This window comes from Segetibacter koreensis DSM 18137, assembly GCF_000374045.1.
Lineage (GTDB): Bacteria > Bacteroidota > Bacteroidia > Chitinophagales > Chitinophagaceae > Segetibacter > Segetibacter koreensis.
This window is the reverse complement of sequence record NZ_KB893342.1, coordinates 1-18,110: the sequence shown is the minus strand read 5'-3', so window position 1 is coordinate 18,110 and position 18,110 is coordinate 1. Positions and strand designations below refer to the sequence as shown.

General features: G+C 39.2%; 11 protein-coding genes. 9 read left to right on the top strand and 2 right to left on the bottom strand.

From position 1 onward, the window contains the following. Positions 1-206 precede the first annotated feature (206 nt). The 9 genes from B154_RS0118985 (at position 207) to B154_RS0118945 (ending at position 13,534) form a co-directional block, all read left to right on the top strand. Positions 207-3,194 carry a SusC/RagA family TonB-linked outer membrane protein gene (locus tag B154_RS0118985; RefSeq protein WP_018615912.1) on the top strand — a complete coding sequence of 996 codons (2,988 nt, stop codon included), beginning with the start codon at positions 207-209 and terminating at the stop codon, positions 3,192-3,194. A gap of 10 nt (positions 3,195-3,204) precedes the next feature. Next, on the top strand, positions 3,205-5,007 hold the full coding sequence (locus B154_RS0118980; RefSeq protein WP_018615911.1) for a RagB/SusD family nutrient uptake outer membrane protein: 1,803 nt from the start codon (positions 3,205-3,207) through the stop codon (positions 5,005-5,007). 66 nt (positions 5,008-5,073) lie between these two features. Then, the gene (locus tag B154_RS0118975) at positions 5,074-6,453 is read left to right on the top strand and encodes a Gfo/Idh/MocA family protein (protein WP_018615910.1); all 1,380 of its coding nucleotides are present in this window, start codon (positions 5,074-5,076) and stop codon (positions 6,451-6,453) included. 60 nt (positions 6,454-6,513) lie between these two features. Beyond that, entirely contained in the window at positions 6,514-7,590 is a 1,077-nt protein-coding gene (locus B154_RS0118970; RefSeq protein ID WP_157580877.1) for a DUF6807 domain-containing protein, read from the top strand. Beyond that, on the top strand, positions 7,541-8,770 hold the full coding sequence (locus B154_RS0118965) for an amidohydrolase family protein (RefSeq protein ID WP_211217519.1): 1,230 nt from the start codon (positions 7,541-7,543) through the stop codon (positions 8,768-8,770). The genes B154_RS0118970 and B154_RS0118965 overlap by 50 nt, the downstream gene beginning before the upstream one ends. Before the next feature lie 146 nt (positions 8,771-8,916). Next, on the top strand, positions 8,917-9,798 hold the full coding sequence (locus tag B154_RS0118960; protein ID WP_018615907.1) for a sugar phosphate isomerase/epimerase family protein: 882 nt from the start codon (positions 8,917-8,919) through the stop codon (positions 9,796-9,798). 119 nt (positions 9,799-9,917) lie between these two features. Further along, positions 9,918-11,270 carry an MFS transporter gene (locus B154_RS0118955; RefSeq protein ID WP_018615906.1) on the top strand — a complete coding sequence of 451 codons (1,353 nt, stop codon included), beginning with the start codon at positions 9,918-9,920 and terminating at the stop codon, positions 11,268-11,270. 291 nt (positions 11,271-11,561) lie between these two features. After that, a complete protein-coding gene (locus B154_RS0118950; RefSeq protein ID WP_018615905.1) occupies positions 11,562-12,314 on the top strand; it encodes a glucosamine-6-phosphate deaminase in 753 nt (250 codons plus the stop codon). A 194-nt stretch (positions 12,315-12,508) separates the two neighbouring features. Then, positions 12,509-13,534 (top strand): LacI family DNA-binding transcriptional regulator, encoded by a 1,026-nt coding sequence (locus B154_RS0118945; protein WP_018615904.1) that lies wholly within the window; start codon positions 12,509-12,511, stop codon positions 13,532-13,534. Positions 13,535-13,767: 233 nt separating this feature from the next. Here B154_RS0118945 and B154_RS0118940 read toward each other — a convergent pair whose 3' ends face one another. Further along, positions 13,768-15,171 (bottom strand): Gfo/Idh/MocA family protein, encoded by a 1,404-nt coding sequence (locus B154_RS0118940; RefSeq protein WP_018615903.1) that lies wholly within the window; start codon positions 15,169-15,171, stop codon positions 13,768-13,770. A 184-nt stretch (positions 15,172-15,355) separates the two neighbouring features. Continuing rightward, on the bottom strand, positions 15,356-17,554 hold the full coding sequence (locus tag B154_RS30910) for an alpha/beta hydrolase family protein (RefSeq protein WP_051084324.1): 2,199 nt from the start codon (positions 17,552-17,554) through the stop codon (positions 15,356-15,358). Positions 17,555-18,110: the final 556 nt, after the last annotated feature.

Genomic DNA, 18,110 nt, shown 5'->3' with positions numbered 1-18,110 from the left:
TTCCTACTTTACAATTCAAGATTGTCTCAAACAATAAATCCAGCTACACCTGTTGCTGAATAATTTGAAGATATAGCTTTTGATATTTCTTTACTCCAAACTATAAGCAAATGAGAAACAAATTTACTAACGCTAAGAACATGCTTAATGCTTCACTGTTAATTTGCCTTCTTTGTGGGGTCTCGTTTCAGGTACGATCGCAAAGTATGAAAGTGATACAGGGAACTGTTTATGACAGTAGTACAAACAATTCTCTTCCCGATGTAAACGTTCATGTAAAAGGAAGTAATCGGGGTAGTTTAACTAACGTGAACGGACAATATAGTATAAGAGCAAAAAGCAACGATATCCTTGTTTTTTCATTTGTCGGATACGGATCACAGGAAATACCAATAGGCAGTCGTTCTGTAATTGACATCGTGTTAAAGGGAAGTGCAACAAGGCTGGGAGAGGTTGTAGTGAATGTAGGTTACGGCAGGCAAAAAAAGGCAACCGTAACAGGGGCGATAACGAGTGTAAATGGGGGTACTCTCCAGGCATCTCCTGCAACTAATGTTACCAATTCCCTCGCAGGCCATTTGCCTGGTTTAACCGTTCTATCACAGTCAGGGGAACCAGGAAATGATGGGTCGACACTTCGGATCAGAGGATCGAATACATTGGGCGATAATTCTCCCCTTATTGTGGTAGACGGAATAGCGAATCGTAGTATTGAAGGCCTTGATCCGTCAAACATTGAAAGTGTTACTGTTTTAAAAGATGCCTCTGCAGCAATTTACGGATCGGAGGCAGCAAATGGAGTTATTTTAATTACCACAAAACGAGGAAAGACAGGTAAGCCAAAGATCGATCTTTCGCTTAATCAGGGTTGGAGTAAGCCTACGGTAATTCCTAAAACAGCAGATGCGGCGACTTATGCCCAGTTGGAAAATGAGATCGATTTATATCGCGGATCAACACCAAGATATACACCGGAAGATATTCAAAAGTATAGAGATGGCTCAGACCCGTGGAAGCATCCTAATACTAATTGGTATAACGAAATACTTAAAAACTCAGCTCAACAGAGATATGCAAATCTTTCATTAAGTGGAGGAACTGAGGCATTGAAGTATTTTATTTCAATTGGCTCTAATTACCAGGATGGAATTTACAAAAATAGTTCCACCTACTATTCCAAGGCCAATTTTCGAACTAACCTGGATGCTAAAGTTACCAAAGATATACGGGTTAGTTTCGACATTGCAGGAAGACAGGAATACCGGCATTTCTCACCTCGTGATGCAGCCACCATTTTCTCTGCAGGAAGGCAAAGTAAACCGCTTTTACCCGCCTATTGGCCTAATGGACTTCCCGGTCCGGATATCGAAGCCGGAAACAATCCTGTTGTCGTATCTACAGATGCAATCGGCTACAATCGGGACAAACGATACATAATGCAGAGCAATATGAAACTCGATATTAATATTCCCTGGATAAAGGGATTATCAGTCACCGGTAACGCTGCTATAGACAAAAATTTCTTCAATCAAAAAGTATGGATCCATCCATGGACTCTTTATTCATGGGACTACCAGACTTATGATTCAAACGGAGAACCTGTTCTATTAGGAACGCCAAAAGGGATAAGCGATCCGCAATTGACACAATATATGGGAGACAACCAACTTACCACTCTTAATGCCTTAATCAATTATGAAACTACTGTAAGAGAGAAACATAATGTAAAGGCGTTATTTGGCGTTGAACACACGACTGGGGACGGAATGAATTTTAATGCCTTTCGGAGATATTTTGTTTCAGAGGCGATAGATCAATTGTTTGCGGGCGGTAATTTAGAAAAAGATAATACCGGCACGGCCAATCATCTGGCAAGATTAAATTATTTTGGTCGCTTTAATTATAATTTCAGTAGCAAATATTTAGCAGAGTTTGTTTTTAGATATGACGGTTCTTACATATTTCCCAAAAATAAGAGATTTGGCTTTTTCCCGGGAGTTTCTTTAGGATGGCTTGCTAGCCAGGAAAATTTCTGGAAGAAGAATTTGTCAGCCTTCAATTATTTTAAAATACGCGGATCATGGGGACAAACCGGGAACGACCGTATTGAGCAATATCAATATTTATCGAGTTATAGCTTTATTCCTCAGAATATATACGTTTTTAACCAGGCTGTTGAACAGAACTCGATGGCCGAAATCCGGATACCAAATCCGAATGTTACCTGGGAAGTGGCGAATCAATCGAATATAGGTTTCGATGCTGAGATGTTTCATGGTAAGCTTAATTTCTCAGCCGACTATTTTTATAACTTGCGCAGTAACATATTATGGCAGAGAAATGCTTCAGTACCTGGTTCAGCCGGGTTAACGTTGCCACGGGAAAATATTGGTAAAATTGTTAACCAGGGATTTGAATTTCAAATTGGCTATAACGATAAAGCAGGAGACTTTAGGTACAGTGTTTCTGTAAATGGCGGATCTCAAAAAAACAGAATTAAGTTCTGGGATGAAGCTCCCGGAGCCCCTGATTACCAAAAGTCTACTGGTCACGCTATGAACTCTCAATTACTATACAATGCAATAGGTATATTTAAAGACCAGGCAGCAGTAGACGCCTATCCTCATTGGGCCGGCGCACGTCCTGGTGATATAATATTTGAAGACGTTAATAAAGATGGACAAATTGATGGATTAGACCGGGTAAGAGTTTATAAAACAAACATTCCAACATTTCAAGGCGGTTTCAATCTCGATCTTGGTTATAAAGGTTTATATGCCATCCTCTCCTTTCAAGGCGCTTCCGGAGCCGCAAGGGCTCATCTAAGCTACTCAGGTGACGTAGGTAACTTCACGCTTGATGATGTCGAAGGTCGTTGGACCCCGGATAATCCCAATGCAACCAAGCCCAGAGCCTGGAACAGGGATGACCAATACTGGTCGTTAAATTCCGGGATTAATAATACTTACTGGCTAAGAAGCAATGATTACATCAGGCTGAAAAGCGCCAAAATCGGATACAACATACCTGGAGCAATTAATAAGAAATTGGGCATTAGTGGCTTAAGCATATATTTCAGTGGTTTCAATCTCTTAACGTTTACCAAGTTAACCAGTTATGATCCCGAAACTGAAGGAGACTCAGCTTATCCTCCAAACAAAGTGTATAATGTCGGTTTAAATCTAAATTTTTAAAAAATAGAAAATGACAAGAATAATATATATATCTGCACTTTTTGTTTTAGTTGTTTTTTTTATTCCAGCATGTAAAAAAGATTTTCTTGAAACACAGCCACTAAGCGAGTTTACCGAATCAAATGTTTGGTCAGATCCGGTGTTGGCCCAAACTTTTCTTAATAATGTTTACTCAAGTCTTGATGATTATATTGCAAATAGTCCAATGACTGCCTCCTTCACAGATGAAGCTCATGATAGAAAAGGATATTTCAATTTTAATAATTGCCTTATAACGGCCGATAATATACCTGATTATGGTGGTAGTTATGGCGGCCATTTGATGCTATGGAATGAGATTTATAAAAATATAAGAGCATGTAACTTATTCTTAGAAAAGGCTGATCACATAAAGTTTGATACTACCTCCGCTAACGGTAAGCTCCTAAAAGAAAGCATGACAGGCGAAGCGCACTTTTTAAGAGCATCCCTATATTTTAATCTGATAAATTTATATGGAGGAGTTCCTTTAGTTACAACCCCATACGAATTAACCGACACCTTTCAAGTAAAACGTGATACTTATGCAGATTGTGTTACGTTTATTTCAAATGAATGTGACCAAGCTGCAAACCTCCTACCCCTCGAGCAATCAGGCAATAATGTAGGTCGTGCTACAAAAGGCGCAGCCTTAGCTCTTAAAGCCAGAGTACTGCTCTACGCCGCCAGCGATTTGCACAATACACAAGTATTTTCAGGTTATTCTAATCCCGAATTGATCGGTTATACCGATGGAAACAAGACCGCCCGATGGCAGGCTGCTAAAGATGCAGCCGCAGCAGTTATGAATTTGGGAGTTTATAGCTTGTATAAACCTGAACCAGCTTCACCTGAAGAGGCTTCTAAAAACTATGAAGATCTTTTTCTGTCAAGACCTCCTACGCAGGAAGATATTTTTATGCGTTTTTATACCGCTAAATCCTTCACAAACAATTCTGTCTTAATTAATGGTCCTAACGGGTTTCATACTTTTGGTCATAATACTCCTGCCGGCAATCTGGTAGATGATTATGAAATGACAGACGGGTCTCCTTTCAGTTGGAATAATCCCACAGAAGCAGCAGAACCTTATAAAAATCGTGATCCACGTTTTTTTGCTACCATACTTTATGAAGGAGCACATTGGCGAGAAAGGCCTCAGGATGCTATAGCCTTAGACCCCAACGGAGTTATTCAGGTTGGTATTTGGCAAAAATGGGATAACGCCGCGAGTAAAATGTCAGAGGTATGGGGACTTGATACCAGGAATTCTCCTTTCCAGAATTGGAATGCCAGTTGGACGGGGTATTACCTCCGGAAATTAATAGACCCTGCAATAGACGGACAATTCGCTGGCTCCGACGTTCCATGCCGGTTTTACAGATACGGGGAGGTACTATTGAACTACGCTGAAGCATGTATTGAACTTGGTCAGGATGATGAAGCAAGAAAATACATAAACATGGTAAGAAAAAGAGCAGGTATGCCGGATGTCACTGAATCTGGCGAAGCATTGCGACTTCGTTACCGGCATGAACGCCGCATTGAAATGGCATACGAAGATCAGCGTTTCTGGGACATCCGTCGTTGGGTAATAGGACCTAAAGGGTACGCAGACGCTACGGGAGTAACAGTTGTATATAAGCTTAACCCTGATCACACAACAGCTACTATTCCGACCGTTACCTCACAATTGGTACAGGAAAGAACCTGGGATGATAAAGCTTACTTTTTCCCGATATTAAGGGATGAGCTCAACAGGAATAAGTTATTGATACAAAATCCCGGTTACTAAAATAATGCTATACTTAAGTATCTTACAAATCTGATATTATTTATTAATTCTCAAAAGAAACTGACAATGGAAAAAAGAAGAGATTTTATTAAGAAAGGTATAATGGGAACTGCCGGAATAGCTATTGGAGGTATGGGCTTTAGCACGAAGTCTTATGCTTCCATTTTAGGAGCTAACGACCGTATGAACATCGCGGTTGTGGGCATTCGGGGTCGCGGTGTCTCCCATATCGAAGCATATTGCAAAATAAAAGATAGCCATAATGTAAGATTGAAAACACTTTGCGATACAGATGAACAGTTTTTTGCACCTCGTTCAAAAATGGTGGTGGATAAAGGTGGTAGTAAGCCTTTGACAGAGTGGGATATGCATAAAGTGCTAGATGACAAGGAAATAGATGCAGTGTCATTTGCCACCCCGAATCATTGGCACGCGTTGGGAACCATCTGGGCATGCCAGGCTGGTAAACACGTGTACGTTGAAAAACCGGCAATGCACGACATTTGGGAAGGCAAGAAAATGATTGAGGCCTCACGTAAGTATAATAAGCGTGTACAAGTTGGCTTTCAAAACCGTTCAATTACAAATGTAATGGAGGCTATTAAATTCCTTCACGATGGGGGGATTGGCAAGGTTTATATGGCGCGGGGTCTTTGTATTAAACCCCGGGATTCCTTCGGTATTGCAAAAGACAGTACACCGCCCGCCACCTTGCATTATGACCGATGGCTCGGTCCGGCTCCTTACCGGCCATATAATGAGAAGCGAAGTCATTACAACTGGCACTGGTTCTGGGATACAGGAAACGGGGATACAGGCAACCAAGGCCCTCATCAATTTGATGTTGCGCGTTGGGGATTGAATAAAAACGAGCATCCTATTTCCGTATATTCTGCCGGTGGTATTTATGGAATCAATCCTGATGAATGCGCGCAGGAAACGCCAAATACCCAATCGTCTTTATTTAAATATAAAGACGGTACTATGCTAGAGTTTGAAACAAGGGGCCGATATTCTAACGACGAATCCAGCCTTGATACAAGAATAGGAAACATTTTCTATGGTACGGATGGATACCTGGAAATTAATGGAGAAACGTGGAAGGCTTTTCGTAAACAGGAAAAGGTACCTTTTGCAGGCTCAAAGGCAGTAACAGCAGAAAAAAATGAAGATGTTTCTCATACCGGATCAACTGACACCGAACATTTCATCAATTTTATAGATGCGGTCCGCTCTGGTAAAAGTGATTCGTTACACTGCGACATCAATGAAGGTTTTATGTCAACCGTGCTTCCATTGCTCGCAAATATTTCCTATCGTCGTCAGTGCGAATTAAAATTGACCGGCGGGGATTTGGAGAAAGAAAGTATTATCAATAATCCTGAAGCGAGTGCAATGTTAACAAGGCAGTACCGTTCCCCTTATGTTGTTCCTGATCAGGTTTAAAGTCAGAAATATGAGTGACAAAGAATATAAAACAATTAAATATTATTAATAGTTATGAAAATGATCAAGCTATTGTCAGCTACTATTATTTTATCCGCAATTATATTTTCTGTTTCCTGTAGTACTTCCGACGGAAAAGGGAATGACAAAGAAAAGGGAACAAAACCAAAAGTGACATTTGTTGAACGAGAGGCAGATAAGAGAGTAGATGTAATGGTAGACGGGAAACTTTTCACTTCTTATTGGTGGCCCGATACTGTTTATAAACCCATACTTTATCCCATACTTACTGCTGCGGGTACCACTATTACTCGTGGGTTTCCAATAAAACCCAGAGCAGGCGAGCGGCAAGATCATATGCACCAGGTGGGTAACTGGTTTAATTATGGAAATGTAAACGGATATGATTTTTGGGGTAACGGTTCCGAAGGAAAAAAGAGCCCTAACGGTGGCGTGATAAAGGAAATTGGTATTGATAAATTGACCGAAGGAGACGGTGAAGGTATTATGGTTACAAGAGCAAGTTGGGTCGATCCATCAGGGAAAGAACTTCTTGCAGAAAGAACAGAATTTCATTTTATTGCTAAAGATTCGATACGTATAATAGACCGGATTGCAACATTAACAGCAACAGGAGGCCCCGTATCATTTAAAGATACGAAAGAGGGAAGTTTTGGTATTCGTGTTGCCCGTCAGCTTGAATTGCCTTCCAGGGAAGATGTCACTCTAACAGATGCTCAAGGTAATCCTACAACGGTAAAAGCCATGTCGAATGTTGGAGTGTCAGGAAATTACAGAAGCAGTGAAGGGGTTACCGGCGAAGCAGTCTGGAGCACGCGGGCAAAATGGATGGATCTCTTTGGTAAAATGGGTTCAGAAGATATTTCTTTGGTTATTTGTGATCATCCAAAAAACCTTAGTTATCCTACTTATTGGCATGCAAGAGGATACGGATTATTTGCAGCTAACCCATTTGGTGCTAAGGATTTTACTCAGGGAAAAGAAGAATTAAATTATAGCATTCCTGCCGGTAAATCATTAACGCAGAGATACAGAATTATCATTAGTTCGGGCGGTCACTTAACAGATGCCGAGATCAATGGCTATGCGGATGATTTCGCCAGGAAATATAAATAGTATTAACAACGCAGATGCAATGAAAGTGGTTCCTTTACTCTTATCACTTTGCCTAATTCCCGGCTCTGTTCTATTCGCTCAGAGCGAAAAAAACTGGAGCGACAATGCACGATGGAAAGAAGCAAAATATGGCCCGTGGGGCGGTCCTGGAGTTGATCCCGCTCCCGGTCCTATGGACAAGCTTCTTTTGAAGGATTATGCCCCACGGTCATCAGTAGTTTCCGGTATGACTGTCTTGCCTAAAGCAAAATTTCCAGCTATTGACGTTCATACACACGTTGTTGCCGAAACGCCTGGAGAGGTAGCTGAATGGGTTAAGACGATGGACGAGGTAGGTATCAAAACTTCGGTAGTGCTTACTGATGCCACCGGTGCTGATTTTGACAGTTTAGCAGACCTTTATCTGAAACCATATCCCGACAGGTTTATCCTTTTCTGCGGCATGGATAAGACTGATATAGACAAGCCCGATTATTCTGCCCGAATTGTGGCCGAGTTGGTTCGGTGCTATAAGAAAGGCGCAAGGGGAGTAGGAGAATGGACGGACAAAGGATTGGGATATACAACAGATTCAACAATCACAGCGGACAAAAGATTACATCCGGATGATTTCCGCCTCGACCCGTTCTGGGAAAAATGTGCAGAACTAAAGATACCGGTAAATATTCACGTTTCTGACCATCCTTCTAACTGGACGCCCCTTGACGTCTACCAGGAACGAACACCAGACTACCAGCATTTTAACAGGTATGGTAAAGATGGTTTGTCTTACGAGGAACTATTAGAGGTTCGTAATCGAATGCTTAAAAAACATCCAAAAACAACCTTTATTGCTTGCCACCTGGCAAACGAGGGTAATGACCTGGAAAGGCTCAGCAAGCTGCTGGAAACGTATCCGAACCTTTATCTTGATATCTCAGCAAGAGACTACGAGATCGGGCGGACACCACGGGCAGCCTTGAAGTTTTTTTCAAAATATCCAGGTCGGGTTCTGTTTGGAACGGATATGGGCAGGGAGAAGAGCATGTACCAGGCGTGGTGGAGGTTGCTTGAAAGTGAAGATGAATTTATGGTGGGACGAATTTGGTGGCGATATTACGGCCTCGCGCTACCGTCAGCAGTACTTAAGGCAATGTATAATGGCAACGCAAATAGAATTTTAAATTGGAAAAAATTGTAGGTCTGCTCAAAAAATTTGAAATTCATTCAAAGGATATAATATTTTTTGTTTAGAACCGATCGTTTTTTAATGCTTTTGCAAAACAAAGTACCTGACTTGTTCTGCATATTAAAACTTATGGTGTTTTACAGCTAAATACACATCTAATGAAAGAAACTTTATCGAGGCGTCTTTTTATACAAAAAAGCATTACCGGAGGTATCGGTTTGGTGGCTTTAAACAGTTTGGCTGCCTTTGCAAGTCCCGCCTATTCAAAAATGAGGCTCGGCTTTGTGACTTATCAATGGGGTAAGGATTGGGACTTGGCGACATTGATTGCTAATTGCCAAAAAGCGGGTTTGCGCGGTGTAGAACTGCGAACCCAACATGCTCATGGTGTTGAGACAAATCTTGATGCGTCACAACGTGCTGAGGTAAAAAAACGGTTTGCTGACAGCGGAGTCACCTGCGTTGGTTATGGGTCTAATTTTGAATATCATAGTCCTGACCCAAAAATTCTACGCCAGAATATTGATCAGACAAAAGAATATATAAAACTCTGTAAAGATATCGGCGCGACAGGCATAAAGGTGAAACCAAATACTCTTCCTGCTGAGGTTCCTAAAGAAAAAACCATAGCTCAAATTGCTGCTTCTCTTAACGAGGTCGGAAAATTTGCACAGGATTATGGACAATTGGTAAGAGTCGAGGCTCATGGCAACCTAACGCAGGAGATTCCAAATATGAAAGCGATATTCGACCAGGTAACTGAACCAAATGTAAAGATCTGCTGGAATAGTAATGACACGGATTTATTAAACGCAGGTCTCGAAGGCAACTTTAATATGGTTAAAAAATGGATCGGAGATACAGTTCATTTTCGTGGTTTGAACATTAGCGACTATCCGTATAAGCAACTTTTTACGCTATTGGCAGGTATAAATTTCGACGGCTGGATTCTCATTGAGGCAAGTACAGACCCTGCTGATAAAGTCGCTGCAATGAAAGAACAGTTATCGCTATTCAATAAATTGGTAGCTGAAATTTAATAGATGTAGCTGAACTAAGAATTGAGGTTTACAAAAATACCAATGACAAAGCTGGCTACTGAAAAGAGTCAGATTCCGAAAAATTTTACCACGGGAAGTATTTATTAATTAGCAAAATAATGGATTACGAAGCAGCCGAAATCAAGACGAAAAATCCTGTAAAAAAGGGCATGAATGCAATAGAACAAAAAGTAGGAACGTACCGCTATAGAATTCTTGCATTGGTATTTATGGCAACAACTATCAATTATTTTGATCGGAGTATTGTTGGCGTAATGGCTCCTACCCTGCAAAAACTTTTCGATTGGTCAAATAAAGACTACGCGGCAATAATGGTCTCATTTAAAATTGCCTACGGTATCGGATTATTATTTATGGGTGGCATTATCGACAAACTGGGAACCAAAGTAGGATATACCATTTCAATTGCTGTGTGGAGCATATTTGGGATGTTACATGCGGCAATCAGACCTGCGTTTAGTTTAATTGGGTTTATTGTAGTTCGTTTCGGGCTGGGAATTGGTGAGTCGGGAAATTTCCCCGCAGCAATTAAAACCGTAGCAGAATGGTTTCCAAAAAAGGATCGCGCTTTTGCTACAGGCATTTTTGATGCGTCAACCAGCGTGGGTGCTATTTTGGCCCCTTTCCTTGTTGGAGCTATTGTTTCTGTTGACGGAGATAACTGGCAAATTCCCTTTCTTTTTACCGGCGTACTTAGCTCAATTTGGGTGTTTTTATGGTTGAGAACTTACAAAAAACCAGAAGTTCACCCCAAACTATCAAAAGAGGAATTAGCATATATTAACAGTGATTCTGAAGAAGAGACGACCGAGAAAATTTCGTGGTTTAAACTCTTATTTAAAAAGGAGACCTGGGCCTTTTCTTTAACCACTATAACCGATGGTGTCTGGTGGTTTTATGTTTTCTGGGGAGCAAAATTTCTTGCGGATCATTTTGGTGTAGACATTAAAAATTTAGGGCTTCCTTTCATGATCATTTTTATTCTTGCTGATGTAGGAAGTTTATACGGTGGATATATTTCAGGTGCATTAATAAAAAGAGGCTGGTCAATAAATAAAGCAAGGAAAATAACTATGCTCATTTGTGCAATTATCATTTTACCGGTAACCCTTGTACCTGTTATTGCAAGTAAATGGCTTGCTGTGTTTTTAATTGGTCTTGGAGCCGCTGGTCATCAGGCCTGGTCAATTAATGGCTATACCCTGGTTCCTGATGTTTTTCCCAAAAAAGCTGTCGCATCAGTAATAGGAATAGGAAAAATGATCGGTGTGGCAGTTTCAGTAGTTGCTGATGTTGCTTTAGGAGCTGTACTGGATACCGCTAATAATTCAGGTTATTTTTGGGCATTTATGATCGCAGGTTTCTCTTACATCCTCATACTAGGATTTGTTCACCTTCTAATGCCTAAGATGACTCCTTTAGATGATAATTTAAACCACATAAATAAGTAAAAATATTATAACTTCTTACTTTTGAGCTTAAATTAAGTTGGGAAAAAAAACTTTTTTTCTGATGTCTTACTGAGACAACTTAAGGCAACAGTGAGTTTTTATATGAGTTTCTTCAATTTTATTTTTCAGAATAACCTATAAAAATAACAGTATTACGCCGGCAACGTTCTCGTTAATTTTTCTACACTTTTTCAATTTTCAAAAAGAAACATAAATACCTTGCTTTAAGAAATAAAAAAATAATCTGCTATTTTAATTACTGTTCGTAGCAAACCACTTATTAAAAATCTAATGGAAATAATTACAACACACAACCCGGTTGAGTTAGGCAAATTAGCAGGAAAAGCTGCCGCAGATCTAATCGCTAAAACTATTGAACAAAAAGGTGACGCTAACATTATATTAGCCACGGGAGCCAGCCAGTTTGAAACTTTAAAACAGCTGACCTCAGAAGAAGGTATTGATTGGGGCAAAGTAACTATGTTCCACCTTGATGAATATATTGGACTACCTGAATCGTCAGAAGCGAGTTTCAGAAAATATCTAAAGGAAAGGTTCCTACAAAAAGTGGCACCTTTAAAAGCGAGTTACCTGGTGAATGGAGAAGCAGATCCGGTTGCCGAATGTAATCGCCTCAATGCTTTAATAGAAATGCATCCAATAGATGTAGCACTGGTAGGTATTGGTGAAAATGGACACCTTGCGTTTAACGACCCTCCTGCAGATTTTGACACTGAACAACCTTACATTATTGTCAATCTTGATGAGCAATGCCGAAAACAACAGTATGGCGAAGGATGGTTTAAATCGATTGATGACGTGCCTAAACAAGCAATTAGTATGTCGATTAAACAAATCTGCAAATCAAAGCACATCATTTGTTCAGTACCAGACCAGAGAAAAGCCAAGGCAGTGAAGGATTGCATTGAACAGCCTGTCAGTAACCTTTTCCCGGCGAGCATTTTGCAATTGCATCCGAGTTGTACTTATTATTTGGATAAGTATTCTGCAGCACTTCTTTCTGCTGATAAAGTTCTATCATAGAAAAAGGTCAACTAAGAATTATTGCAAAACTTGTAACTGCTGGTTCATACAGGTTTTGCTTTTCACAATACTGGTTATTTTTATACCTGTTTAAAATAAGTTTGAGGTTTATTATAAGAATATACGCTTTTTTATCCCACGAATTACTGTAACTTGAAATTCGATTTCTACAATTTCATTTTATTCAAATTCGCATGCGAAACCTCGTTACAATAAAAGACATAGCAAAAAATTTAAACATTTCTGTCTCTACAGTATCAAGAGCGTTGAGAGATACGTACGATGTTAACCAGGAGACGAAGGCCAAAGTTTTGGAAACCGCTTACCAGTTAAATTATAAACCAAACTATAATGCAACTGGTCTGGCTAAAGGACAAAGTCATAATATTGGTATTATACTGCCCTGGATAACAAACTATTATTTCTCTACTGTGCTGACCGGTATTCAGCAATTTGCATATAGTAAAGGTTATAATGTAATTTTATTTCTCACTAACGATTCTCCTGAAAGAGAATTATCAATCATACAAAACTTATCAATTGCTAATATAGACGGATTATTAGTATCGATATCGTCCAACAGCGATTCCTGCAGTCATTTTCAAAATATAATAAACGAAGGTATTCCAATTGTTTTTTTTGACAGGGTTCCAAGCAGTATATCAACCTCTAAAGTAATGCAGGACGATTATTCAGGAGCCTTTGCGGCAGTGGAACATTTAATTGAAAATGGTTACAAAAAAATAGCTCATATAGCTGGCCCTAAGGGTTTATGCTTTACCGAAAAAAGATTACAAGGATATTTAGCTGCACTTAAAAAACACAATTTGCCTATACGCGAAGAATGGATTATTTTTTCAGGATTTTCACAAGAATATGGAGAAAATGATATGTATGAACTATTAAAATCTGAAGAAGTTCCAGATGCTATTTTTGCGGTAAATGATCGAAAAGCTATCGGAGCAATGATAGCATTGAAAAATAAAAAGATAGCTATCGGGAAAGAGATCGGAGTTGTAGGTTTTACAAATGATCCCGCATCAACTATTATTTCACCATCGCTTACAACTTTTGCCGAACCGGCTTTTGATATCGGACATAAGAGTTGCGAGTTGCTTTTTAAGCATATAAATAAGAAAAACTTCATTTATGAGGAAGTTACAATACCAGGAAAATTGATTGTTAGAGAATCCTCCAGATCAAATATTTTTAGCTCCTAAATTTTATTTAGGCATTTCCTCTTACTCAATACAACGAATGCAGGTGGCAGAGCTTTCGCCAAACAGGAAGACCGCTAATTTTCATCTTTGCATTACGCTTCCACCTGAGAAACCCTGTTTGTATTACTGGCAACTATACCTGCAGCAACGGCATTTTGTAGAAATGCGGACGCGATAATCCGTGACCATTTTTTCAATTTGTTAAAAAACAATGTTTTCTCAATCAGATCGTATTATACCTCATTAGGAACGACGTATGGAGGACGATAGACACGTGTCAACATAGCATCAGCGTCAGGATCATTGACGAATCTTTCTCTGTCCATATCGGCTCCCATAAAATGAAGCTCACGTTTCAGTCGATATGAAATATTAGATAATAATGGCAGTGCAGATGAGAAAAAGCCTTCATTAATATCACCGTTCAATGTCTCATTTTTTTCTGAGCGAATTGCATCAAGAAAATTAGCCCAATGCTCTGTACCATCTTGCGTATTTCCTGCTTTTGAACCTGCAAAAGGCTGCTTTTCCCGCTCACGAAAAGCCTTCCATGTATCTCCATTTAATTCAAGGTATCCATCAGAACCAAAAAAAGTATTACCAACATCAATACCAAGACTTGATTCAAGATAGGTATAGCGCCCTCTCACTTCAAATTCAATCATGGTATCATCATCATATTTTAAAATTGATGTTTGTGTATTTGGGGTTTCCTGCGAAGTTTTATCCTTGCCATATGCCTCTACTCCTCCATAAACTAAAACACCGGGAGTTTTAGGTGAGTTTTCATCTTTTCGGAAACCGTATATCCCTCCCGCAGAATAAACAGAAACAGGGTGCTCATTTTTATTCAATCCCCAGCGTGCAATGTCAAATTGATGTGGTCCTGTATTGCCAATATCTCCATTACCGGTATCCCAATACCAATGAAAATTATAATGACTTCGCTTCGCGTTGTAGGGACGATAAGTAGCAGGCCCCAACCAGCGGTCGTAATGAAAGGTTGCCGGCGGGGTACTGTCTTTTGCCATACCGAAAGAATCCCGTGCTTTGTAGCAAATACCGCGCGCCATATAAATATCTCCGATCCCCCCATCATGAAGAAATTTAATTGCTTTTCTGACATTATTAATAGAACGGTTATTGAGCCCCACCTGCATTCGCCTGTCATACTTACGAGCCGCTTCAATCATTTTTCTTCCTTCCCATATATTGTGCATAGCCGGCTTTTCGACGTACACGTGTTTGCCAGCCTGGCAAGCCCAAATCGCAGCCAAGGCATGCCAGTGATTGGGTGAAACAATAGATACAGCATCAATCTCTTTATCAGCGAGAACTTTATGCATATCCCATTCTGTTACAGGCTTCACACCTGTCTTGTCATAGACGAATTTCGATCTCGAAGGGAATAATTCTTCGTCAGTATCGCACAGGGTTTTCAACCTAACATTATGACTGTCCTTGAGCTTACACCATGAGTCGATATGTACACTGCCCTGGTTACGGATGCCAATTACGGCCATATTAATACGATCATTAGCTCCCATAATAGAAGCATAAGATTTGGCATTAAATCCTATTGCAGCTCCTGCTGCACCCATTATACTTTTTTTGATAAAATCTCTTCTTTCCGTCATCGTATTGTTTATTTGATAGATTTAGTGTATTCAAAAAAATTAAGGGTTAATTGCCCCTTTTTTATACACAATTGACAATTATAAGATTTCTTATGATTGTTTAAAAAGTAATGTTATGAAAAAAAATAATTAGCATCTATCTTCAAATTCAGGTTCCCTTTCATAGCCTTTTGGAAAGCTCTTTTTAATGCTTAAGAAAATCTATTACTTGATCAACTCCTATGTTGTCAGTTTTAACTGAAAAATTATTTTCATTATTTTCCAGTTTACTTACTTCTGGTACTTCCGGTAGTTTTAAAGAAGGGTTTGCATTATACAGCAATAACCGCTTGTTTGCAGCAAGAGCCATAACTGTTTTTAATCCTCCTATCCGCATAATCCCTGGTACTTGTAAAGTCAACATGTTTTGATCTATAGTGGCATCGAAATGATTTCCATCAAGAACTATTCGATGTAGATCACTTGTTATTGATGCCAAAAGTAGTCCCGTTATTCCCGTATTGCCGACTGCATACAAATCAATAGTGTGAGATAGTTCATTGTTTTGACTAATGGCTTTAATTATTGTCAATATATCCTGAATTTGTTCCTGTCTGTCAGTTAAATTATAAGTGGTAAAGAGTTTGTCATTTTCGACCCGCTGTGTCTTTGTAGAATCCTGCAGTATATGCTCTCCCTGTTTAAATAAATCTGGAGCAAGCACACTACATTTTTGATTCAGTAATTTTATTATTAAATCATTTGGCGTAGCAAGTCCTTCTTTTACCCAGTAATTTTTACCTTCATCTGCAGTGACAATTACCGTTGAATTGGTTGCAGAAAAGGGCTGGTATAATGTGCAGGGTATCCAGTCATTCTTATCCTTTCGGGCGATTAATAACTGGTGAACAGTGAAATTTTTTCCTTTGGCGCTGCTCATAATCTTACAGTCTATGGCGTCAGGTTTGCTTACGTCGAGCAAGTGGTTAATAGAAGTTTGATATAGTGTCTTAAACTTTTCAAGCGTATTTTTATCCTTTGGCCAATTTTGATTTAACTGTGTAGCATACATGTTCTTCATCAAAGCTTTTAATCCCTTTTCATCCATTTTTGGTGCATCATGATATTGCGAAGTGGAAAGTTTTTCAAAAGTTTTGATTCTGTCAGCATCTCGATGATTCATAAAAGCCAATAAATTACTGTCGCTGTCCACAACAAAAGGCTTTTCTCTTAATTTTGTTACGTCATTTTCATGAAGTAACCATTTGCCAAAAAATTCATATACTGCTCCTCTACTGGCTTTATTGTAATTATGCTCATAATCGTAATGTGCATTTTTCACCCTGTTTTCAGCATTGTATAACTGGTAGAAGGATTTCATTCTTGGCATTATTGTATTCCTTGTATTGAAAGTCCAGTCGTATGTATCGGAGACCAGTAAAAGGGGTTTAGGTGCTACCATAGCCGCAATTTCCACATTATAAGTATTCCTTCTTAGGCCAGGAGCGTTTTCACATATATCTCCACCTTGCATAGTATTACTGACCATATTTACAGGCGCAGCAGCATTGAACCTGTCATCAACGGCAGTTAGAAGAAATACTTGTGTTCCCCCTCCTGATGCGCCGGTGATACCCACCCTGCCTGTATCTATTGAAGGAAGGCTTGTGAGAAAATCGAGTGCCCTGATACTGTTCCACAGCTGTAATCCCAATAAATTAATACCATATAAATGTGAAATGCTGTCATCGCCAAAATTGTGCGGAGCCTGCCTCGTATCGTTATAGCCAACCATGTCATAAGAAAATACTACATACCCTTGCCTTGCCATCGTAATACAGCGGGCTGGAATTGAATTGATAGAATCATTATTTAGTCTGCCAAACGGGAAATGGCCGTGAGGCGTTAAGATGGCTGGATACGGCCCCTTACCTTTTGGGTGATATAAATTACCAGCCAGCAAAAATCCCGGATAGGTCTCAATGGTTACTGTTTCAACAACATAATCATCATGATCAATTTTATGGTAATATTTTGGATTTAACGGGGTTTTATCAGGCATGGGCCAGAGACCAGCAGAAACTAATATGTGTTCTTTAAGATATTGTTTTCTTTCTTCCCATTCTTTTACAGTTTTATAAACCGGCATATTATCAAATACTGTATTAACATCTTTCATTGTTAATAGCCTTTCATCGCGTAATGTTACATCTCGATTCTCAAGCATATAGTCGTCATATACCTGGGTTAATGTTTTATAACTTGCTCCAGGCAGAGTATTTAAATTAGATTTAGGCAAACTCCACATGGAATCTGTTTTACTTTGTTCATTTTGTCTGACTGAACTAGCGCAACCTATGCCACATATTGTTATAATAAGTAATCCCAAAAGACATTTTAACATGTAAATTTTTTTTAACTATATATTGAAAAACTCAAATTCTATTAACTGTAGAATTGCTAAATCCATTCTTTTTTGTTTACACTACTCATCCAAACCAATTGGCTTTCATTCCTCCCCAACTCGTAATAATTTAAATAAATTTTCTAAAAGACTCTCATCAAATACTTACATGTGTGTTTCGAACAACTGTCAGAAGCAATCTTCACTAAAAATAAAAGGTAATCTCATGTACGGATCCAAAGTTTATTTATAAATTCTGACTAACGTTTTATAAGCAGTTGAATTGCAGCCCTAATTCATCAGTCTTTATATCAAACTTATGAATAAGCTTTCTCATTTCCTGCACTTTTCTTTTGCGCTTTTGATCTAAGAATTCATAGCCGTGTTCGTTGTTATATGGTTGCTTTTATCACCATATTCCATATAATCACTGCCAGCTTTCTTGCTGTTGCACTGATCGCTGACACTCTTCCTTTTCGGTAGTTGATCCGGTTGAAAAAATTGGAAAGCGGTGTTTCTTTTAAATTCCCTATCGCATTGGCTGCATTGCGTAGGG

Bases quoted from the DNA above. Each gene is read 5' to 3' on its own strand.
- B154_RS0118985 (WP_018615912.1), top strand. From the start codon at position 207: ATGAAAGTGATACAGGGAACTGTTTATGACAGTAGTACAAACAATTCT.
- B154_RS0118980 (WP_018615911.1), top strand. From the start codon at position 3,205: ATGACAAGAATAATATATATATCTGCACTTTTTGTTTTAGTTGTTTTT.
- B154_RS0118975 (WP_018615910.1), top strand. From the start codon at position 5,074: ATGGAAAAAAGAAGAGATTTTATTAAGAAAGGTATAATGGGAACTGCC.
- B154_RS0118970 (WP_157580877.1), top strand. From the start codon at position 6,514: ATGATCAAGCTATTGTCAGCTACTATTATTTTATCCGCAATTATATTT.
- B154_RS0118965 (WP_211217519.1), top strand. From the start codon at position 7,541: ATGCCGAGATCAATGGCTATGCGGATGATTTCGCCAGGAAATATAAAT.
- B154_RS0118960 (WP_018615907.1), top strand. From the start codon at position 8,917: ATGAAAGAAACTTTATCGAGGCGTCTTTTTATACAAAAAAGCATTACC.
- B154_RS0118955 (WP_018615906.1), top strand. From the start codon at position 9,918: ATGGATTACGAAGCAGCCGAAATCAAGACGAAAAATCCTGTAAAAAAG.
- B154_RS0118950 (WP_018615905.1), top strand. From the start codon at position 11,562: ATGGAAATAATTACAACACACAACCCGGTTGAGTTAGGCAAATTAGCA.
- B154_RS0118945 (WP_018615904.1), top strand. From the start codon at position 12,509: ATGCGAAACCTCGTTACAATAAAAGACATAGCAAAAAATTTAAACATT.
- B154_RS0118940 (WP_018615903.1), bottom strand. From the start codon at position 15,171: ATGACGGAAAGAAGAGATTTTATCAAAAAAAGTATAATGGGTGCAGCA.
- B154_RS30910 (WP_051084324.1), bottom strand. From the start codon at position 17,554: ATGTTAAAATGTCTTTTGGGATTACTTATTATAACAATATGTGGCATA.